We start from the raw sequence: 19,335 nt of genomic DNA on the forward strand, positions 1-19,335 counted from the left end.
CGTCCACGACGCAGACGTCCCCGACGGCTCTGCCAGCTCCGACGCGAGCTCTGATGAGGAGTAACAACCCGACATGACCAGTCAGTCCACCCTGCAGTCCGTGCCTGCCCTCGGTACGCGCCCGGCCTCCGGCTCCAACCCGAGCCGCGCCGAGACCCGGGAGCAGCTCTCCAAGGCGTCGTACGACCTTCTCGTGATCGGCGGCGGCATCCTGGGCATCTCCACCGCCTGGCACGCCGCGCAGTCCGGCCTCAGGGTGGCTCTGGTCGACGCCGGCGACTTCGCCGGCGCCACCTCCTCCGCCTCCTCCAAGCTGCTCCACGGCGGTCTGCGCTATCTGCAGACCGGCGCGGTGAAGCTGGTGGCGGAGAACCACTTCGAGCGCCGTGCGGTCTCCCGCCAGGTGGCCCCCCACCTGGCGAACCCGCTCACGTTCTACCTCCCCGTGTACAAGGGCGGGCCGCACGGCGCCGCGAAGCTCGGAGCGGGCGTCTTCGCCTACTCCGCACTGTCCGCGTTCGGTGACGGTGTCGGTCACCTCCTGTCCCCCGCCAAGGCGGCGCAGGACGTGCCCGAGCTGCGCACCGAGAACCTCAAGGCCGTGGCCGTGTACGGCGACGACCAGATGAACGACGCGCGCATGGCGCTGATGACGGTCCGCGCGGCCGTCGAGGCGGGCGCGGTCGTGCTCAACCACGCCGAGGTCACCGGCCTGCGCTTCACCAAGGGCCGGGTGACCGGCGCCGACCTCAAGGACCGTCTGTCCGGTGACGAGTTCGGGGTGAACGCCCGTCTCGTGCTGAACGCGACCGGTCCGTGGGTCGACCACCTGCGCAAGATGGAGGACCCGAACGCCGCGCCGTCGATCCGGCTGTCGAAGGGCGCGCACCTGGTCCTGAAGCGGACCTCGCCGTGGAAGGCGGCGCTCGCGACCCCGATCGACAAGTACCGCATCACGTTCGCCCTGCCGTGGGAGGACATGCTGCTCCTTGGCACCACGGACGAGGAGTTCGAGGGCGACCCGGCCGATGTCGCGGTCAACGACAAGGACATAGCCCAGATCCTGGACGAGGCCGCGTTCTCCATCCGGGACCAGCAGCTCGACCGGGATCTGATCACCTACGCCTTCGCGGGCCTGCGGGTGCTGCCGGGCGGCCCCGGTGACACGGCGAAGGCCAAGCGCGAGACCGTCGTGACCGAGGGCAAGGGAGGCATGCTGTCCGTCGCGGGCGGCAAGTGGACCACCTTCCGCCACATCGGCCGCACCATCATGAAGAAGCTGGAGGCGCTGCCGGGCGCCCCGCTGGGCGACGACTTCGAGCCGATCGCCTCGCTGCCGAAGAAGCTGCCGCTGCCGGGCATCGCCAACCCGCGCGCGGTCGCCCACCGTCTGCTGACCGACCGCCCCGCGCCGGGTCCGCGCATGGCGGCCGACACGGCGAAGCACCTGGCGACCCACTACGGCTCCCTGGCCTTCGACATCGCCCGCCTCGCCAACGAGAACCCCGAGCTCGGCGAGCGTGTCCACCCGGACGCCCCGGAGATCTGGGCGCAGGTCGTCTACGCCCGCGACAACGAGTGGGCCGAGACGCAGGACGACGTGCTGCGCCGCCGGACGACGCTGACGATCCGGGGTCTGGCGACGGACGACGTCCGGGCGAAGGTGCAGGACCTGCTCGACAAGAAGTGACCGCGCAGAACAAGAAGTGACCTCGCACGCGCCGAGGGAGGTTTTCGCCGGATGAGCCTCCCACGGCGCGGGGTCCGGCCACTCCCCTGACCGGGCCGGACCGCACGAGGGCGGCCCCCTCCGCACCGGGGCCGGCCACCACCGGAAGGGGCGGCTCCACGCCGACGGAGCCGCCCCTTTCGCATGCGCGATCTCGGTGCGCGGGACGCACACCGTTGTCGCCCGACGCACACCGCTGTCGCCCGCCGCCGCGTGGTGCCCGGTCGCGCGCGGGGCGGCGCGCCGCCCCCTGAAATACGCCGGTGGTCAGGCCTGTTGCGGCAGCAGCGCCTCCGCCAGCCGCCGCCAGTGCGGCATCGCGGAACCGCCCGTTTCGGTGCCGATGACCTGTACGGCGACGTGGTCGGCGCCCGCCCGGACATGGGCGCGGAGTTTGTCCGCCACGGTGTCCACGTCGCCCCAGAACACGAGGTCGTCCACGAGACGGTCGCTGCCGCCGTGCGCGATCTCGCCGTCGGTGTAGCCCAGGCGGCGGAACTTGGCGAGGTTGTAAGGGGTGTTGAGGTACGGGTGCAGATGCTCGCGTGCCGTCGCGCGGGCCTTGCCGGGGTCCGGCTCGAAGAGCACCGCGTGTTCGACGCCGAGGAACGCGTCGGGACCGAGGATCTCCCGGGCCTGGGCGGTGTGGGCCGTGTTGACGTGGTAGGTGTGGGCGCCGGCGGAGCGGTCCCTGGCCAGGGCGACCATCTTGGGGCCGTAGGCGGCGAGGACGCGGCGGACGGGGGTCCGGGGTGCCGGGTAGGACGATTCCTTCGCGTGCGTGTCCAACTCGTCGAGGTATCCGGCCATGGCGGCGAGGGGTTTGACGCCCGGCCGCCGCGCACCGCCGAACCCCAGGCCCAGGACATGCCGTCCCGGGTAGGCGTCGGCCAGCAGGGCGCTCGCGGCCTGCGTCGCGCCCGCCTCACGGGACCAGATCTGCGCGATGCCGTTGACCACGTGCAGCCGTTCCGTGCAGGAGAGCAGATAGCCGGCCTGGGTGAGGGCCTCACGCCCACCCACCTCGGGGAACCACACGGCCCGCCAGCCGAGATGCTCCAGTTCCTGTACCGAGTCGCGCACCCGCGCGGCCGGCTGGTGCTCGAAGTCGAAGGTGTAGATGCCGAAGGTGCCCAGATTCCTCATGCATCGAAATATCGCAGATTCTCGATATGAAGTGCAACGGGCGGCGGCCCCGTACGACACACCCAACGCCTAGAGAGTCCGCCCGAGTTGGGCCACCAGCTCCGAGACGCGCTCCTCGTCCCGCTTGTAGTGGGTCCACTTGCCCACCCGCGTCGCCCGCACCAGCCCCGCCCGCTGCAGCTCCGCCATGTACGCCGACACCGTCGACTGCGCCAGCCCGGCCTTGGCCTGGATGTGGCTCACACACACGCCCACCTCGGCGGGATCCGCGATCGCCTCATACTGCGAGAAGTGCCGCTCCGGCTCGCGCAGCCACACCAGCAGCTGCAACCGCACGGGGTTGGCCAGCGCCTTCAGGGCGCCGACCAGGTCCGCATCCGGTGAGATCGCAGCGTCGGCCATGGGTCCGGAGTATAGGGCGGTGCCGAGATCGAGGACCTTCAGCGCAACCGCTGATCGCCGACCTGGAGGCGCTCCTGTGCGCAGGCCCCATAATGTGGCTGATACATCGGACGTCTTGGATCGGGTCCTTCAGGACATTTCACCCGACGTCCCGCACGGCATCCGAACGACAGGGAGGCGCGCCATGGCAGTCACCGACGAGGCGATCGAGAAGATCAAAGGCATGATCGTCTCCGGCGCGCTGCGCCCCGGCGACCGGCTTCCCAAGGAGAGCGAGCTGGCCGCCGAGCTGGGGCTGTCCCGGAACTCCCTGCGGGAGGCCGTACGGGCCCTTTCGCTGATCCGGATCCTGGACGTCCGGCAGGGAGACGGCACCTACGTCACGAGCCTCGATCCGCAGCTGCTGCTGGAGGCGCTGAGCTTCGTCGTCGACTTCCATCGCGACGACACGGTGCTGGAGTTCCTCGCCGTCCGCCGCATCCTGGAGCCGGCCGCCACGGCGATGGCCGCCACCCGGATCAGCGAGCAGCAGCTGGACGCGCTGGCGAAGCAGTTGGACAAGCTCGGCACCGACCCGTCGGTGGAGGAACTCGTCGCCTGCGACCTGGAGTTCCACCGGGGCATCGTGCAGAGCTCCGGGAACTCCGTCCTGTGCTCGCTCCTGGACGGTCTGTCGGGGCCGACGACGCGGGCGCGCATCTGGCGGGGGCTGACCCAGGAGGACGCGGTCAGCCGGACCCTGCACGAGCACCGGGCGATCCTGGCGGCGCTGCGGGACCGGGACGCGGAGGCGGCGCGGTCGTGGGCGACCGTGCACATCGCGAGCGTGGAGCAGTGGCTGCGGTCGACGCTGTGAGTCACCGCAGGTTGGACATCGGATCTCTAGCAGGGTGTTCCGGGGTGGCGAACGGGGCAGTGATCCGTTCACTCCCCCGTGCAGGGGGCTGCGGGCGCCCCCGCCGCACGCCGTAAGGTTGGTTCGTCAGGCGAGGGCACGTCGGAAGGAGGCACTGGGTGATCGAGCTCGAGGGGGTTCCCGAGCTGATCGACCCGGTCATGGTGGCCGCGTTCGAGGGCTGGAACGATGCCGGCGACGCCGCCTCCACCGCGGTCGCGCATCTGGACAGGGAGTGGAAGGGCGAGGTGTTCGCGGCGCTGGACGCCGAGGACTACTACGACTTCCAGGTGAACCGCCCCACGGTGTGGATGGACGACGGAGTAAGAAAGATCACTTGGCCGACGACAAGGTTGTCGGTCGTCCGGGTCGGCGGCGAGAAGCCGCGTGATCTCGTACTCGTCCGAGGTATCGAGCCGTCCATGCGGTGGCGCTCGTTCTGCAACGAGCTGCTCGGCTTCGCGCACGAACTGGGCGTGGAACTGGTGGTCATCCTGGGCGCCCTGCTCGGCGACACCCCGCACACGCGTCCGGTTCCGATCAGCGGGACCACGTCCGACGCGGATCTGGCCCGCAGGATGGATCTCGAGGAGACCAAGTACGAGGGGCCGACGGGCATCGTCGGCGTCCTTCAGGAGGCGTGCACGCACGCGGGCGTGCCGGCGGTCAGCCTCTGGGCCGCCGTACCGCACTACGTCTCGCAGCCGCCCAACCCGAAGGCGACGCTGGCCCTGCTCAACCGGCTGGAAGACCTGATCGAGGTGCGCATCCCGCTGGGCGAACTGCCCGAGGACGCGCGCGCCTGGCAGGTCGGCGTCGATCAGCTGGCCGCCGAGGACAGCGAGGTCGCGGAGTACGTGCAGACGCTGGAGGAGGCCCGGGACACCGCGGAGCTGCCGGAGGCGTCGGGCGAGGCGATCGCCCGCGAATTCGAGCGGTATCTGCGCAGGCGGGACGGTGGCGGTCCGTCGGCCGAGGACCGTACGCGCCCGCCGATGCCGCCGAAGCCCGGCGCCAAGGACGAGGACGAGGACTCGTCGGAGGACTGAGGCGCCCGGGAGCGGGAGCCAGGCAGAGGGCGGTGCACCTGTGAGGTGCGCCGCCCTCTGCCGTTGTACCAAGTCACCTTCGGCACATGGGCCACATGCGCGTCACATGGCCACGGAGATCACGTCGTACGTCGTCTGCGGCGTCGGTGTCGTCGTGAAGCGCGCGTTGGGCAGGTAGAGCCGGCCCCGGTAGGCGGCCACCGTCGTCGGCACGTCGAAGAGCGGGTCGGTGATGCGGCGCTGGAAGACGCCGCTGCGGCCGTCGGCGGCGAGCTTGAACACGTCGATCGCGTTCTGCCGGTTCTGCACGACGTACAGCGTCCGCCCGCTCAGCAGCAGGCCGTCGCCGTTGGTGAGCGGAGCCGCGTCGCCGAGGTCGACCCGCTGGGTGACGCCGGTCCGCGGGTTCACGCGGTGCAGGCCGCCGACGCCGGACTGCACGACGAGGAGGGCCGAGCCGTCGGGGGTGCGGGTGATGCCGTTGGCGTTGACGACCTCGCCGGCGACCTGGCTCCAGTCCCCGCTCAGGGGGACACGTACGACGTCCCGCGCGTCCGGCAGTTCGCCGTGCCGGCCGAGCGGCAGGGCGTACAGCACGGGCTGGTAGGAGTCGGTGAACCAGGCCGTGCGCGGGGTCAGGAACACGTCGTTGGCGAAGGTCGGGGTCGCCGTGGTGAGGACGTACGAGGCGAGGATCTCGCCCGTGCGGGCGTCCACGACGCGGGCGCCTTGGCCGCGTCCGGCGACGAACAGGCGTCCCCGGTGATCGAGTTTGAGGCCGACCGAGGGCGTGCCCGGGCCGGCCGAGATGACCGAGCCCTCGCCCGTGCGCAGGTCGGCGCGGTAGATCGAGCCGTCGCCGAGCGAGCCGAGGTAGGCGCACGGTCCGCCGCCGATGGTGATGCCCTCCGGGCGGAAGCCGTTCGGGAGGCGGATCACGTCGGGCAGGGTCTTCCCGGCCGCGGCGGCGGAGGTGCCGGCGGACCCGGCGAGTACGGCACCGGCGGTGGCGGCACCGGCCGCGAGGAGTCTGCGGCGGGTGAGACGAGGTGCGAAGGAGCGGTGTTCGGGGGCCACGGTGCGTCCTTCCGCGGACAGGACCGGCCGACGGCTGGTCCAACGGTCAACTGACTCGTCCACCCCACCACACGCCGGCCGCCTCTGCAGCAGGAGACAGCCACTCGACAGCGACCGGACAGCATCTGGCCCGATTATGGCGTGACATCTCATTCAGGCCGGATTGCACACGGTGCCCAATTCAACTTGATTCAAACCGAGTTGGCGAAATAAGTCTGGACGGACCGCGCCGGGCGTGCTTGGTTGTCCTGCGAAGGCGCGCCGCACCACCCGCACTTGGTACCCGCAGGACCGAAGGGAGCGGCACACGATGACCGACCAGGCACAGCCGGCGCAGGGCCCGGGAGCGTCCGGGCCGGGGCCTGACGGAGCGGGATTCACCTATCGAGGAGCCGAGCGGGAACTGATCGTCGTCGCCCGTCCCGAGGCCCGGCTGCGTGCCCAGGCCGAGGGCGTGAGGTCGGTGGCGGGCGCCGACGTCTCGGCCCTCAACATGTTCCTCAGCGACGAACAACTCACGCTGGAGCCGCTGTTCGGCAGCGAGGAGCGGCTCCAGCAGGCGGCCGGCACCGACGACGTGCCCGACCTGGCGCTGTTCTACCGGGTGCGTGGCGGTGAGCGCCGCGCCGACGAGCTGCGGGCGCGGATCGCCGCGCTGCCGGGGATCGACACGGCGTATGTGAAGCCGGGCGCGGTGCCTGCCTCGATCGGGCAGGTCGGGGAGGACGGGCGGCTGAAGGAGGGCGCGCCGGTCACGCCCGACTACAGCGGTCGGCAGGGCTATCTGCGGCCGGCGCCCGAGGGCGTCGACGCCCACTGGGCCTGGCAGCGGCCCGGTGGCGCCGGTCAGGGCGTGACCGTGATCGACGTGGAGGGCTCCTGGCAGCTGGGCCACGAGGACCTGGCCGGCAAGCTGGCCGGTGTTGTCGTCGGCACCCCGATGGCGGACCTGGCCTGGCGCAACCACGGCACCGCCGTGATCGGGGTGATCGGCGGCGACCGCAACGAGTACGGTGTCACCGGCATCGTGCCGGAGGCGGTGACCGCGGCCGCGTCCTTCCAGGACATCGGCACGGCGGCCGCGATCCACGCGGCGGCCGACCGGCTGAGCCCCGGCGACATCGTGCTGATCGAACTGCACCGCCCGGGCCCCCGGTTCGAGTACGCCGAGCGTGACGACCAGCGCGGCTATGTCGCCCTCGAGTGGTGGCCGGACGACCTGGCCGCCGTCCGCTACGCCACCGCCAAGGGCGTCATCGTGGTGGCGGCCGCCGGCAACGGCGCCGAGTCGCTCGACGACGCGGTATACGAGCGCCGCCCGGACGACTTCCCCGAGTCGTGGCGCAACCCGTTCAACCCGTCCAACCCGTCCTCCGGTGCCGTCCTGGTCGGCGCGGGCGCCCCGCCGCCCGGCACACACGGCCGCGACCACGGCCCGGACCGCTCGCGGCTCGCGTTCTCCAACTACGGCGCCCGGGTGGACGCGCAGGGCTGGGGCCGCGAGGTGACGACGACCGGCGGCTTCTGGGACCGGCCCGGCGATCTGCAGGGCGGGCCCGAGGAGATCGCCTGGTACACCGACACGTTCTCGGGGACGTCGTCCGCCTCCCCGGTGGTGGTCGGCGCGCTGGCCGCGCTGCAGGGGATGCTCAAGGCAGCCGGACAGCAGCCGATGTCCCCCGAGCGTGCGCGTGCGGTGCTGCGGGCGACGGGTTCCCCGCAGCAGGACGCGCCGGGCCGGCCCGCCTCCCAGCGGATCGGCAACCGGCCCGACATCAAGGCGGCGGTCACCTATCTCGTGCCGCAGGCGGTCGGCTCGGGCAAGGCCGAGCGGTACTGGGACGAGTTGCTGCCGTATCCGCGTGAACTTCCGCCGAGGCTCCGGCTGTTCGTGGCCGGCGACTGGCGGAACCTCAATCATCCGTCCCCCGAGATCCGCCAGGCGGTCCATGCCGCCTTCGCGGGGGGACGGCCCGATGTCCGAGTGTGGTTCTCGGACGACGAGATCGTCGGTCTGGTCATCACCGGCTGACGAAGCCCGGCACATCAACAACCCATCGCATCAAGGGAAGGTGACACCCGCATGAGCACCACCCCGCAGATGAGCTACATGGGACAACCGCAAGGACAGCAGTTCCCGAGCACGTCGCCCTATCAGCAGCAGTCGTACGGCATGGGCGGCTCGCTGGAGCAGCTCCAGCAGCTCGGCCAGCAGCAGCCGTTCCAGCAGCTGCTGCAGCAGCTCGGGCAGCAGCAGGGCTACGGCCAGCAGCAGGGCTACGGCCAGCAGGTCCAGGGCGACCAGCAGCAACAGCAGGCCGAGCAGCAGGTGCTGCAGCTGGTGCAGCAGCTCACGCAGGCCGCCGTCCAGCAAGCTCCGCAGGCCGCCCCGCAGGCCGGGGTCGCGAACGGCTACATCGACATCGTGCAGCCGCTGCCGGGGCAGCCGTCGCAGATCTTCCTGCGCATCAACAACGTGTTCCGGGTCTTCAACAACCCCAACCCGCAGACCCACGACCAGGTCCAGGAGGCCTTCGCGTTCGGCCACCAGGTCATCGGCGTGTGGGACACCAGTCAGCCGCTGGTGCTGCGGAGCATCCAGATCCGCAAGCTCTGACGGGCACATGAGCACGACAGGCACATGAGCACAACGGGCACATGAACCACAGGGGCGCTTCCACCCGCGGGGAGGAAGCGCCCCTCTCCTGCATACGGCCGTGCAGCGCCTAGAGAGCCACGCCCAGCAGCGCGTCCACGGCCCGCGACACGACACCGGGGGCACCCGTGTCCGTACCGCCCGTCGCCTCCTGTACGGCGACCCAGCGGTCGACGGCGGCGAGCGCGGCCGGGGCGTCCAGGTCGTTCGCCAGGGCGTCGCGGATCTCCTCGACGAGCGCCTCGGCCGGCGGCCCGTCGGGCCGGGACACCGCGGCCCGCCAGCGGCCGAGGCGGGCGACGGCGTCCTCGAGCACCTGGTCGGTCCACTCCCAGTCGGCCCGGTAGTGGTGGGCGAGCAGGGCGAGCCGGATGGCGACGGGGTCGACGCCGTCGCGCCGCAGTTGCGAGACGAAGACCAGGTTCCCCTTGGACTTGGACATCTTCTCGCCGTGCAGGGCGACCATCCCGGCGTGCACGTAGGCCTTGGCCATGGGGAACTCGCCGGTCAGCACCTGGGCGTGCGAGGCGCCCATCTCGTGGTGCGGGAAGGCCAGGTCGGAGCCGCCGCCCTGGACATCGAAGCCCATGCCGAGGTGGTCGAGGGCGATGGCGACGCACTCGATGTGCCAGCCGGGCCTGCCGCGCCCGAGGGAACCGCCGTCCCAGCTGGGCTCTCCGGGCCGTGCGGCCATCCAGAGCATCGGGTCGAGCGGGTTCTTCTTGCCGGGCCGCTCGGGGTCGCCGCCGCGCTCGGCGGACAGCAGCCGCATGGCGGCGGCGTCGAGGTTCGACACCTTGCCGAAGTTCGGGTCGGACTCGACGGAGAAGTAGACGTCGCCGTCCAGTTCGTAGGCGGCGCCGGCGTCCCGGAGGCGCTCGACGAGCGGCACGATCCCGGGTATCGCCTCCACCGCGCCGATGTAGTGCTGCGGGGGCAGCATGCGCAGGGCGGTCATGTCCTCGCGGAAGAGCACCGTCTCCTTCTCGGCGAGGGCTGCCCAGTCGATGTTGTCCCGCTCGGCGCGCTCCAGGAGCGGATCGTCGATGTCGGTAACGTTCTGGACGTAGTGAACCTGCCGCTTGGTGTCGAGCCACACGCGCTGAACCAGGTCGAACGCGTTGTAGGTCGCCGCGTGCCCCATGTGGGTCGCGTCGTACGGCGTGATGCCGCAGACGTAGATGCGGGCGACGGGACCGGGGTCGAGGGTGACCAGGCCCCCGGTCGCGGTGTCGTGGATCCTCAGGCCGCGGCCCTGACCAGGCAGGGCGGGGACCTCAGAAGCGGGCCAGGCATACATGTCATGAGCGTAACCGGACGGATGTTCCGTACACGAACCGGACCGGTGCGGATGGCCGGTAAGGCGTTCTTGCGCGATACCGGCCATTGTGCTCCTAGACGGGAGGCCACGGAATGGCCGGCCACTCCCCGCTCGGCTCCGGATGCCTCCCGGCCGCCAGCAGCGCCTCGACACGCGCGCGCGTGGCCGCCACCTCCGCTGCGGTGATCAGCCCGGCCAGGCGTACGGCGAGCTCACCGCCCTCCTTCAGCCCCTCCCGCAGAGTGCCGAGCACCTCGACGGCCTCCACCGTCAGCGGCTCCCCCGACCAGCCCCACAGCAGCGTCCGGAGCTTGTTGTCGACGTTGAAGGTGACGCCGTGGTCGATGCCGTACAGCCGGCCGGTCTCGGTGGGCAGCAGGTGCCCGCCCTTGCGGTCGGCGTTGTTGATCACGGCGTCCAGGACCGCGAGCCGCCGCAGCCGCTCGTCGTCGGCGTGCACGAGCAGGGCGGCCCTCCCCTCGCCGACCTCGGCGAGCCCGATCGCCTTCCAGCCGGGGCCGGGCTCCTCACCGTCCACCAGCGCGAGCAGCTCGGCCTCGGGCGCCGCCTCGATCCACAGCTGGACCATGCCCTCGCCGTACGGCCCGTCGCGCAGCACGGTCGGCGGTACGAGCCCCCAGCCGGTCGCCTCGGAGACCTCGTACGCGGCGACCTCGCGCTGCGCGAGGGTGCCGTCGGGAAAGTCCCACAGCGGCCGCTCACCGGCGACCGGCTTGTACACGCAGGACGCCTCCTGCCCCTCGTGCGCGACCGTGCAGAAGAGCGCCGCGTTGGACGCCTCGCGGATGCGGCCGCGCACGGTCAGCTCGCCCTCGGCGAGCAGTTCCACCGAGGTCACGCTCCGCGGCGGTATCCGTTCTGGCGCGGACATACATGTCCTTCCGGGTCGAGCGGGAGGCTGCACAGCGGACACGGCGGCCGCCCGGCGTTGACGACGTCCAGTGCGCGCTTGGCGAAGGCCCTCGCCTGGGCGCCGGTAAGCCGGACCCGCAGCATCGGGGGCCCGTTCTCCTCGTCCTGGAGCAGGCGTTCCTCGGCCTCGGCGAGGTCCTCCTCGGAGTCCGCGTCGAGCTCCACGAGGGCCTGCGCCTCGACGATCATGCGCTGCTCCTCACCGTCCCAGGCGAGCGCCATGGTGCCGACGCGGAACTCCTCCTCGATGGGGGTGTCCAGCGGGGCGGTGTCGGAGATCTCGGTGGGCGCCACGGCGGGGACGGCGGCACTGCCGCCACTGCGCCGGACGACCTCGTCGAGCAGCTCGTCCATGCGCTCGGCGAGGGCGGCGACCTGGGTCTTCTCCAGGGCCACGCTGGTCACCCGGGAGCCTGCGGTGGCCTGGAGGAAGAACGTACGGCGTCCGGGCAGTCCGACCGTACCGGCCACGAAGCGGTCCGGGGGGTCGTAGAGGAACACCTGACGGGACACGTCCTGTCTCCATTGGAATCGTGGGTACGGCGACATCGTGGATTCGGCGACATCATGGATTCGACGAAATCCTGAGCACGGCGCTGCTTCGACCGCTGCTTCACCCTACTGCGCCGGACGATCACGGTGCGCCCGCGCCGCCCCCGACCGTCGCATCGCCGGCCGGCGGTTCCTCGCGCGGGGCGAGTGACGCGAAATCACCGGTGTCCCCGAGGCGTACGAGGAACGGCCTCAGGCGTGTGTAACGGATCGCGGTGATGGAACACGGTTCGACGGAAATCCTCTGGAAGAGGTCGAGATGAAGACCGAGTGCGTCCGCGACGAGGGACTTGATGACGTCGCCGTGCGAGCACATCAGATACACGGCGTCGGCGCCGTGATCGCGCTCCACGCGCGCGTTCCACTCGCGTACGGCCTCGGCGGCCCGGGTCTGCATCGCCCGCATCGACTCGCCGCCCGGGAACGCGGCCGCCGACGGGTGGGCCTGGACGACCTCCATCAGGGGTTCGTCCTTGAGCTCGGCGAGCTTGCGGCCGGACCAGTCTCCGTAGTGGCACTCACCGATCCGTTCGTCGGTGTGCCCGGTGAGTCCGGGCCGGGCGTCGAGCAGCGGGCGGACGGTCTCCTGGCAGCGCTGCAGGGGGCTCGTGACGACCTCGGAGATCGGCAGCTCGGCGAGCCGGCCGGGCAGTGCGGCGGCCTGCGCGGCCCCGCGCTCGTCGAGGGCGACACCGGGCGTCCACCCGGCGAGCAGTCCCTCGGTGTTGGCGGTGGAACGTCCGTGCCGGACCAGGATCAGCGTGGGCATGCGGCCCAGCGTAGGCGTACCAGGGGATGCGTCCTCGGGCGGGCGGCGGGAGAATACGCTCCGTGATCGTCGATTGCGGCATCTACCGCGACGGGCGCCGGACGGAAGGGCCGGAGGACTTCTCCGACGCCCTGGACCTGTGCCGTCTGCGGGACGACGCGTTCGTCTGGATCGGCCTGTACGAGCCCACGGAGAAGGAGTTCGACAAGGTCACCGAGGAGTTCGGGCTGCACCCGCTGGCCGTGGAGGACGCCCTGAAGGCACACCAGCGGCCCAAGCTGGAGGTGTACGACGACTCGCTGTTCATGGTCCTCAAGCCGGTCGGGTACGAGCCGAGGAGCGACATCGTCTCCTCCGGCGAGGTCATGGTCTTCATCGGCGACTCGTTCGTGGTGACCGTCCGGCACGGCGAGGAGGCTCCGCTGAGCGCCGTACGACGCCGTCTGGAGCACGAGCCCGAGATGCTCCGGCACGGCCCCACGGCGGTGCTGTACACGATCGCCGACGCCGTGGTCGACCACTACGTCGACGTGGCCGACGAGTTGGGCACCGACCTGGAGGAACTGGAGGCGGACGTGTTCTCGCCGGCCGGCGGCAGCTCCCGGGACACGGCGTCGCGGATCTACGCCTTCAAGCGGCAGATCCTGGAGTTCAGGAGGGCAACCGGTCCGCTGGCCCAGCCGCTGGCCCGGCTCGCGGGCTCGGGGCTGTTCGAGGTGCGGGTGCCCTTCGTGCACGAGAAGGCACAGCCCTTCTTCCGCGATGTGAACGACCACCTCACGCGCGTGAACGAGGCGGTGGAGGGTCTGGACCGGCTGGTCTCCGACATCCTCGCGGCGCATCTCGCGCAGATGAGCGTCCGGCAGAACGACGACGTGCGGAAGATCTCCGCGTGGGCGGCCATGGCCGCGATCCCGACGATGGTCGCGGGGGTCTACGGCATGAACTTCGAGCACATGCCGGAGCTGCGCTGGGCCTGGTCGTATCCGCTGCTGATCGCGGGCATGGCCGCCGTCGAGGTGCTGCTGTACCGGCTGTTCAAGAGCCGGGGCTGGTTGTAGGGACGGTTGCGTGGTTACGGCGTCAGGCGAACTCGGGTGCCGAGGTGGCGGGTCCGCCGAGGGCGTCGCGGCGTTCCGGCATCTTCAGGGACACCATGCGCCGCCAGCCCGCGAGCCGCTCCCAGGCGTACACGGCGTGGATGCCCGCGGCGAGCACCGCCGCCTTCGGCCGGGGCCAGCCGAGGATGCGGCCCATGTGCTCCATGACCGCGAGGCTGACGTCCCGGTAGATCCGGATCTCGGCGAGCGCGCACTCGCGCAGGGTGCGCTGGATGGCCCGGCCGTGCCCCCGGGCGGCGAAGCGCAGGAGTTCCTCGTGGCAGTAGGCGAGGTGGTTGTCCTCGTCGTTCGAGATCATCTTGACGGCGCGGCCGAGGTCGGGGTGGTCGGCGAAGTGCTTGCGCAGCAGGTCCATCTGCTCGGAGGCGCGCTGTTCGGTGACCCGGCTGTGCGACAGGTAGGTGACGATGTCCTGGACGGTGAGCTGTTCGTCGCTCTTTAGCTTCTCGTGCGCGAGGCCGATGCCGTGCTTCTCCAGCAGCATCGTGTAGTCCGTCTCGGGCGGGACGGGGACGGGTTCGAGGCCGCGCTTCTTCAGCAGGGCGTTGAAGATCCGGCCGTGCTTGTCCTCGTCCGCGCCGTGCCGGGTGATCTTGGGCGCGAGGGGGCGTTCGCTCTCCGGGACGAGCGCGGCGATGCGGGCGTTCTCCCAGCCGCCCTGGGACTCGCCGCTGGCGGCGATCGAGCAGAACAGGCGGAAGGACTCGTCGTTGTCGAGGATCTCCTGGAACAGACTCTTGGCCGAAAGCATCGTGGGGCACCTCTCTGCAGACGCAGGACTCCGCAGGACTCAGTGGGACTCAGCCGGGCTCAGCAGGACTCCGCGGTATTCCGCAAAGAACGAGTCAAATGGGCTGAGAGAGGTGCCGCAACAGTAATGACGGACAACTCCGCCAAAAGAATGACCATCGGGGTCACGACGGGGGCGTAACCGTGTGGGCACGCGCGCGTTGTTCTGCGTGACGGCCGTGGCGGGGAAGACCCCCGAGCCCCCACCACGGCCGCGGAAATTTCCGCTGGTACGCCCTCGTACGCCCCCGGTGTCACGCCAGTCCGGCGCGCTCCAGGGCCTCGGTGCCGGCGCGGAGCGAGGCGATCCGCTCGTCGAGCGTGAAGCCCGCGGGAGCGAGGCTGAGGGTGGTGACCCCGGCCGCCGCGTACTCCTTCATCCGATCGGCGATGCGGTCCACGGAGCCGAGCAGTGTCGTCTGGTCGATCAGCTCGTGCGGGATGGCCGCCGCGGCGCCCTGCTTGTCGCCGGACAGGTACTTCTCCTGGACCTCGGCGGCCGCGGCCTCGAAGCCCATGCGCTGGGCGAGCTGGTTGTAGAAGTTCTGCTTGGCGCTGCCCATGCCGCCGACGTACAGCGCGGTGTAGGGACGGAAGGTGTCGGCGAGCGTGGCCACGTCCTTGTCCTCGCCGACGGCGAGCGGCAGCGTCGGGCAGACGTCGAACCCGTCGAGGGTCTTGCCGGCCTTCTCGCGCCCGGCACGCAGGTGCCGGATCGTGGTCTCCTCGAGGTGCTCGGCGGACGGGAAGATGACCAGGGCGCCGTCCGCGATCTCACCGGTCTGCTCGAGGTTCTTCGGGCCGATGGCGGCGATGTACAGCGGGATGTGCTCGCGCTCCGGGTGCACGGTCAGCTTGATGGGCTTGCCGGGGCCGCCGGGCAGCGGCAGCGTCCAGTGCTGCCCCTCGTACGTCAGGCGCTCACGCGTCATCGCCTTCCTGACGATCTCGACGTACTCACGCGTGCGTGCCAGGGGCTTGTCGAACTTGACGCCGTACCAGCCCTCGGAGACCTGGGGGCCGGAGACTCCGAGGCCGAGCCGGAAGCGGCCGCCGGAGAGCGAGTCGAGGGTCGCGGCCGTCATCGCGGTCATCGCCGGCTGGCGGGCCGGGATCTGGAAGATGGCGGAGCCGACGTCGATGCGCTCGGTCTGGGCGGCGACCCAGGAGAGCACGGTGGCCGCGTCCGAGCCGTACGCCTCGGCGGCCCAGCACACGGCGTATCCCAGCCGGTCGGCCTCCTGCGCGACGGCGAGATTGTCCGCGTCCATTCCGGCACCCCAGTAGCCGAGGTTGATCCCGAGCTGCATGGCGGATTCCCCTTACCGATCAGTAACGTCCCTTGTGGGCCCGACCTTAGCGTGGGGGGCCGCCGGCGGGGAGGGCGATGTGGCGGGCGTCGCCCGGGCGGTGCTCGGAGGGCGCGGTAACCGTCGTGAAAACTGCTCATCCACAGGCCCCCACATGGCAGGTTCTGGCCAGTAATCTCGGCGTTCATGGAGCAGAGGCATCTCGGCCGCACCGGCCTGCGCGTGTCCCGGATCGGGCTCGGCACCCTCACCTGGGGCAGGGACACCGACGAGCACGACGCCGCGGACCTCCTGAAGACGTTCTGGGAGGCGGGCGGCACCCTCGTCGACACGGCCGACGTGTACGGCGACGGGGAGGCAGAGTATCTGCTCGGCCGGCTCATGGAAGGGCTGGTCCCGCGCCGGGACCTGGTCATCTCGACGAAGGCGGGCAGCGTACCCGACCCGGACCGCCGCTTCGACGGCTCACGCGGCCATCTGCTCTCCGCGCTGGACGCCTCGCTGGCCCGGCTCGGCACGGAGTACGTCGACGTCTGGCACGTGCACGCCTACGATCCGTACACACCGCTGGAGGAGACCCTCCAGGCCCTCGACCTCGCGGTGAGCAGCGGACGCGCCCGCTATGCCGGCGTCTCCAACTTCTGCGGCTGGCAGCTCGCCAAGGCGGCGACGTGGCAGCTCGCGGCGCCCGGCATACGCACCCGGCTGGCGAGCACCCAGCTGGAGTACTCGCTGCTGCAGCGGGGCGTCGAGCGGGAGGTGCTGCCGGCGGCGCTGGACCTGGGCATCGGTCTGCTGCCCTCCTCGCCGCTCGGCCGGGGCGTGCTGACGGGCAAGTACCGGGGCGCTACTCCCCCGGACTCACGCGGCGCCTCGGAACACCTCGCGCCCTTCGTCGCCCCGTACCTCGACGACACGGCGAGCCGCATCGTGGACGCCGTGCAGACGGCGGCGGACGGGCTGGCCGTGACCCCGCTCCAGGTCGCCCTCGCCTGGGTCCGCGACCGGCCCGGCGTGACCGCACCGGTCATAGGCGCGCGCAACGCACAGCAGCTCACGGCGGCGTTGTCAGTGGAGGCCCTTAGTCTTCCTGACGAGATCTGCCGGGCGCTCGACGACGTGTCAGCGCCCGTGCACCGCTATCCCGATCACGACTGGAGCACGCTGTGACCACGGAGCCGCCCGAGACCACGGAGCAGACTGAGCCGGGGACGCCGGGCGCCGCGACACAGGGCGGGGCGGTGGGCGGTATCGCCGACGCCGAGGGCGAAACCGCGTCCGGGGGTCACGAAGCCGGCGACGATGAGAGCCGGATGGGCGGGGGCGCCGAGGGCAGCGGGGACGAAGCCGCGGCCGAGCAGTCGAGCGGCACGGGTGGGGACAGCCCGGCCGGCCGGGACGGGGACGCCGGTGACGCCTCGGCGCAGTTGTCCGAGGCCGAGGCCGAGCTGGCCGCTCAGCGGGTCGAGCGGGAGCGGATCGCGCGGCGCAGGGCCGAGAAGAACGGGCCCATCGCGAGCGGGGCCAAGCTCAGCGGGAAGGCCGCCGACCTGCTTGCGGCCGTACGGGCCGTGGAGAGCGGCTCGAAGCCGGCGGCCACCGTCTTCAGCGAGCCGGAGCCACCGCGCCGTCCCGCCCCGGAGCCGGTACGGCCACCGCGGCCCACGGTGACGGCCGACGCACCCGCCGCCCCCGCACCGGAGACCGTCGAGTCCGTACGGCGCGTACTGGCCCAGGGCGGCGCACCGGAGACACTCGCCGCGCAGGCCGCAGTCGCGCTCGGCGAGCGCGCGGGGGACCAGCTGCGGGCGGACCCCTGGCAGTTGCTGCGAGTCGGCGGCGTACGGCCGGAGCAGGCCGACGGGTTCGCGCGGGCCCTGCTGGGCGCGGAGTGCGGACCGGACGACGAGCGGCGCGGGCGGGCGGTCACCGTCTGGCTCCTGGAACAGGCGGCCCTGGCAGGGCACACGGCCCTGGAGATGCCGACGCTCACCGCCGCGCTGGCCCAGCGGGGCGTGCCGGACGCCGATTCGGCGGTGCAGAACACCCTGGCCGAGGGTGAGGCCCTGGCCTTCCAGGACGCCCTGGACGAGCCGGGCGCCCCGGCACGGCGGGACGACGAGGAGCCGGAGGACGAGGAGCGGCCCGTCCGCGTCCTCGTCGGACTGGAGCGGTACGCCCTCGCGGAGGAGAGCCTCGCCGACGGACTTGCCCGCCTGATCAACTCGGCGCCGAAGCAGGACGGTTCGGCGGAGGAGTGGGAGCGGGCGGCGACCGCGGCGGGTTCCGCCGCCGACCTGATCCGAGCGGTCTCGGCTCACGGCCTGGTCCTCCACACCGGCTGCGAGGCCTCCCTCGCCGAACCGGCGGCCCTGCTGCACACGGCGCGGGCTCTGGGCCTGCGCGCCTGGGCGGCCACCCACAGCGCCCCGGGCCGAGAGCGCTTCTCGGCGCTGCTGAGCGGCGGCGGCCGGCCCGGCGGGGCCCCCGACGCCGCCCCATCCGACGTGCCCGGCGTCGTCACCGTGGACGGTCTGCTGTCCGGTGCCGAGGGGCCCGGGCGGGACGCGGAGGGGGCGCTCGATCTCGATCTGCTCGTCGTGCTCGACGCGCCGCAGCTGGGCGTGGAGACGGCGGCGCTGCTCACGGAGTCGCTGCCGGACGGGGCCCGGCTGGTACTGGCCGGGGATCCGGCGGTGCTGTGGTCGGCGGGTCCCGGGCGGGTGTTCGCCGATCTGCTGGCGGCACGGATCTGCCCGCAGATCGCCTCACGGCGGCCGGATCCCGGGCCGCTGGGCGAGCTGGTGTCCGGTATCGGCATCGGCGAGCTGAACCAGGTCGAGGCCCCCGGCAAGGAGCTCGTGATCGTGCCCGTGCGGGAGGCCGGCGAGGCCGTGCACCGCACCGTGCAGCTCGTCGCGGACTCGGTGCCGCGCGCGATCGGCGTCCCGGCGGAGGAGACCCAGGTGATCACGCCGGGCCACGGCGGCGCGGCCGGCACGCGCGCGCTCAACGCCGCGCTCAAGGAACGGCTCAACCCCGGCCCGGGCCGCTTCGGCGGCTTCGATCCCGGTGACCGCGTCGCCTACTCCCCCGCCCCGGGCCGTACGGTGCCGGGCCAGGTGGTGAAGGCCGATGCCGAGGGACTGCACCTGTCCTGCGCGGGCGAGCCCGTGGTCGTACCGAAGGAACGCGTGGAGCAGTCCGTACGCCACGGCTGGGCCCTGACCGCACACCAGGCGGTGGGCACCCGGTGGCCGGCGGTGGTCGTGGTGCTGCCGGGGGACGCCGCCCAGGCCCTGAGCCGCCCCTGGGTCTACACGGCCTTCAGCCGGGCCGACCGACACCTCTCCGTGGTCCACGGCGTGGAGCAGGCCCTGCCCCGCGCCGTCGCCGAGGTCCCGGCGAAGCCCCGCACCACCCGCCTCCCCGCCCTGCTCAGAACGCAGGTGTCCGCACTGGACTGACCGGGCCGCGCGACCGGCCCGCCCACTACGACGGGGGGGGGGGGGGGGGGGGGGGGGGGGGGGGGCGGCGGGGGGGGGGGGGGGGCGGCGGGGGGGGGGCCCCCGCGGGGCGGGGGGGG

17 protein-coding genes are annotated in these 19,335 nt (G+C 71.8%); 8 read left to right on the top strand and 9 right to left on the bottom strand.

Annotated elements, in window-relative coordinates:
- Positions 1 to 73: 73 nt before the first annotated feature.
- Positions 74 to 1,690, top strand: coding sequence for an FAD-dependent oxidoreductase (locus ACIBAG_RS37545; protein ID WP_399111577.1), 1,617 nt, complete (start codon positions 74 to 76; stop codon positions 1,688 to 1,690).
- A gap of 306 nt (positions 1,691 to 1,996) precedes the next feature.
- Here ACIBAG_RS37545 and ACIBAG_RS37550 read toward each other — a convergent pair whose 3' ends face one another.
- Complete coding sequence (locus tag ACIBAG_RS37550; RefSeq protein WP_399111579.1) at positions 1,997 to 2,875, bottom strand: TIGR03620 family F420-dependent LLM class oxidoreductase; 879 nt, start codon at positions 2,873 to 2,875, stop codon at positions 1,997 to 1,999.
- A 69-nt stretch (positions 2,876 to 2,944) separates the two neighbouring features.
- Entirely contained in the window at positions 2,945 to 3,277 is a 333-nt protein-coding gene (locus ACIBAG_RS37555; RefSeq protein ID WP_399111580.1) for an ArsR/SmtB family transcription factor, read from the bottom strand.
- 184 nt (positions 3,278 to 3,461) lie between these two features.
- Between ACIBAG_RS37555 and ACIBAG_RS37560 the strand changes: the two genes are divergently transcribed.
- Together ACIBAG_RS37560 and ACIBAG_RS37565 are read left to right on the top strand one after the other, a co-directional pair.
- Positions 3,462 to 4,133: a FadR/GntR family transcriptional regulator gene (locus tag ACIBAG_RS37560; RefSeq protein WP_399111582.1), complete on the top strand. Its 672-nt coding sequence runs from the start codon at positions 3,462 to 3,464 to the stop codon at positions 4,131 to 4,133.
- Positions 4,134 to 4,291: 158 nt separating this feature from the next.
- Positions 4,292 to 5,221, top strand: coding sequence for a PAC2 family protein (locus ACIBAG_RS37565; protein WP_399111584.1), 930 nt, complete (start codon positions 4,292 to 4,294; stop codon positions 5,219 to 5,221).
- A gap of 102 nt (positions 5,222 to 5,323) precedes the next feature.
- Here the strand turns inward: ACIBAG_RS37565 and ACIBAG_RS37570 are convergent, their stop codons facing one another.
- Positions 5,324 to 6,298, bottom strand: coding sequence for an SMP-30/gluconolactonase/LRE family protein (locus tag ACIBAG_RS37570; RefSeq protein WP_399111585.1), 975 nt, complete (start codon positions 6,296 to 6,298; stop codon positions 5,324 to 5,326).
- A 310-nt stretch (positions 6,299 to 6,608) separates the two neighbouring features.
- Between ACIBAG_RS37570 and ACIBAG_RS37575 the strand changes: the two genes are divergently transcribed.
- Both ACIBAG_RS37575 and ACIBAG_RS37580 read left to right on the top strand, forming a co-directional pair.
- Positions 6,609 to 8,330 carry a S8 family peptidase gene (locus ACIBAG_RS37575; RefSeq protein ID WP_399111586.1) on the top strand — a complete coding sequence of 574 codons (1,722 nt, stop codon included), beginning with the start codon at positions 6,609 to 6,611 and terminating at the stop codon, positions 8,328 to 8,330.
- A gap of 51 nt (positions 8,331 to 8,381) precedes the next feature.
- Positions 8,382 to 8,915, top strand: coding sequence for a hypothetical protein (locus ACIBAG_RS37580; protein ID WP_399111587.1), 534 nt, complete (start codon positions 8,382 to 8,384; stop codon positions 8,913 to 8,915).
- Between the two features lie 109 nt (positions 8,916 to 9,024).
- Here ACIBAG_RS37580 and mshC read toward each other — a convergent pair whose 3' ends face one another.
- From mshC to ACIBAG_RS37600, 4 genes are all read right to left on the bottom strand, one after another.
- Positions 9,025 to 10,254 (bottom strand): cysteine--1-D-myo-inosityl 2-amino-2-deoxy-alpha-D-glucopyranoside ligase, encoded by a 1,230-nt coding sequence (mshC, locus tag ACIBAG_RS37585; protein ID WP_399111589.1) that lies wholly within the window; start codon positions 10,252 to 10,254, stop codon positions 9,025 to 9,027.
- A gap of 94 nt (positions 10,255 to 10,348) precedes the next feature.
- A complete protein-coding gene (locus ACIBAG_RS37590) occupies positions 10,349 to 11,167 on the bottom strand; it encodes an SCO1664 family protein (protein ID WP_399111591.1) in 819 nt (272 codons plus the stop codon).
- Complete coding sequence (locus ACIBAG_RS37595) at positions 11,131 to 11,721, bottom strand: DUF3090 domain-containing protein (protein ID WP_399111592.1); 591 nt, start codon at positions 11,719 to 11,721, stop codon at positions 11,131 to 11,133. Before ACIBAG_RS37595 ends, ACIBAG_RS37590 begins: the two co-directional genes overlap by 37 nt.
- Positions 11,722 to 11,842: 121 nt before the next feature.
- The gene (locus ACIBAG_RS37600; RefSeq protein ID WP_399111594.1) at positions 11,843 to 12,529 is read right to left on the bottom strand and encodes a histidine phosphatase family protein; all 687 of its coding nucleotides are present in this window, start codon (positions 12,527 to 12,529) and stop codon (positions 11,843 to 11,845) included.
- A gap of 62 nt (positions 12,530 to 12,591) precedes the next feature.
- On the opposite strand from ACIBAG_RS37600, the gene ACIBAG_RS37605 reads away from it, so the two are divergent.
- Positions 12,592 to 13,590: a magnesium and cobalt transport protein CorA gene (locus ACIBAG_RS37605; RefSeq protein WP_399111596.1), complete on the top strand. Its 999-nt coding sequence runs from the start codon at positions 12,592 to 12,594 to the stop codon at positions 13,588 to 13,590.
- Between the two features lie 22 nt (positions 13,591 to 13,612).
- Here the strand turns inward: ACIBAG_RS37605 and ACIBAG_RS37610 are convergent, their stop codons facing one another.
- Together ACIBAG_RS37610 and ACIBAG_RS37615 are read right to left on the bottom strand one after the other, a co-directional pair.
- Entirely contained in the window at positions 13,613 to 14,401 is a 789-nt protein-coding gene (locus ACIBAG_RS37610; protein ID WP_399111598.1) for a ferritin-like domain-containing protein, read from the bottom strand.
- Between the two features lie 292 nt (positions 14,402 to 14,693).
- Entirely contained in the window at positions 14,694 to 15,749 is a 1,056-nt protein-coding gene (locus ACIBAG_RS37615; protein ID WP_399111599.1) for an LLM class F420-dependent oxidoreductase, read from the bottom strand.
- A gap of 186 nt (positions 15,750 to 15,935) precedes the next feature.
- Here ACIBAG_RS37615 and ACIBAG_RS37620 point away from each other — a divergent pair, with 186 nt between their 5' ends.
- Together ACIBAG_RS37620 and ACIBAG_RS37625 are read left to right on the top strand one after the other, a co-directional pair.
- Positions 15,936 to 16,919, top strand: a complete 984-nt coding sequence (locus ACIBAG_RS37620) for an aldo/keto reductase (RefSeq protein WP_399111601.1) — start codon at positions 15,936 to 15,938, stop codon at positions 16,917 to 16,919.
- Positions 16,916 to 19,216: a helix-hairpin-helix domain-containing protein gene (locus tag ACIBAG_RS37625; protein WP_399111603.1), complete on the top strand. Its 2,301-nt coding sequence runs from the start codon at positions 16,916 to 16,918 to the stop codon at positions 19,214 to 19,216. The genes ACIBAG_RS37620 and ACIBAG_RS37625 overlap by 4 nt, the downstream gene beginning before the upstream one ends.
- Positions 19,217 to 19,335: the final 119 nt, after the last annotated feature.

Source organism: Streptomyces sp. NPDC051243, from assembly GCF_044455405.1.
In the GTDB taxonomy this organism is placed as follows: Bacteria; Actinomycetota; Actinomycetes; order Streptomycetales; family Streptomycetaceae; genus Streptomyces.

Excerpts from the sequence above, each read along its gene's own strand:
- ACIBAG_RS37545 (WP_399111577.1), top strand. The coding sequence starts at position 74 with ATGACCAGTCAGTCCACCCTGCAGTCCGTGCCTGCCCTCGGTACGCGC.
- ACIBAG_RS37550 (WP_399111579.1), bottom strand. The coding sequence starts at position 2,875 with ATGAGGAATCTGGGCACCTTCGGCATCTACACCTTCGACTTCGAGCAC.
- ACIBAG_RS37555 (WP_399111580.1), bottom strand. The coding sequence starts at position 3,277 with ATGGCCGACGCTGCGATCTCACCGGATGCGGACCTGGTCGGCGCCCTG.
- ACIBAG_RS37560 (WP_399111582.1), top strand. The coding sequence starts at position 3,462 with ATGGCAGTCACCGACGAGGCGATCGAGAAGATCAAAGGCATGATCGTC.
- ACIBAG_RS37575 (WP_399111586.1), top strand. The coding sequence starts at position 6,609 with ATGACCGACCAGGCACAGCCGGCGCAGGGCCCGGGAGCGTCCGGGCCG.
- ACIBAG_RS37580 (WP_399111587.1), top strand. The coding sequence starts at position 8,382 with ATGAGCACCACCCCGCAGATGAGCTACATGGGACAACCGCAAGGACAG.
- mshC (WP_399111589.1), bottom strand. The coding sequence starts at position 10,254 with ATGTATGCCTGGCCCGCTTCTGAGGTCCCCGCCCTGCCTGGTCAGGGC.
- ACIBAG_RS37590 (WP_399111591.1), bottom strand. The coding sequence starts at position 11,167 with ATGTCCGCGCCAGAACGGATACCGCCGCGGAGCGTGACCTCGGTGGAA.
- ACIBAG_RS37600 (WP_399111594.1), bottom strand. The coding sequence starts at position 12,529 with ATGCCCACGCTGATCCTGGTCCGGCACGGACGTTCCACCGCCAACACC.
- ACIBAG_RS37610 (WP_399111598.1), bottom strand. The coding sequence starts at position 14,401 with ATGCTTTCGGCCAAGAGTCTGTTCCAGGAGATCCTCGACAACGACGAG.
- ACIBAG_RS37615 (WP_399111599.1), bottom strand. The coding sequence starts at position 15,749 with ATGCAGCTCGGGATCAACCTCGGCTACTGGGGTGCCGGAATGGACGCG.
- ACIBAG_RS37620 (WP_399111601.1), top strand. The coding sequence starts at position 15,936 with ATGGAGCAGAGGCATCTCGGCCGCACCGGCCTGCGCGTGTCCCGGATC.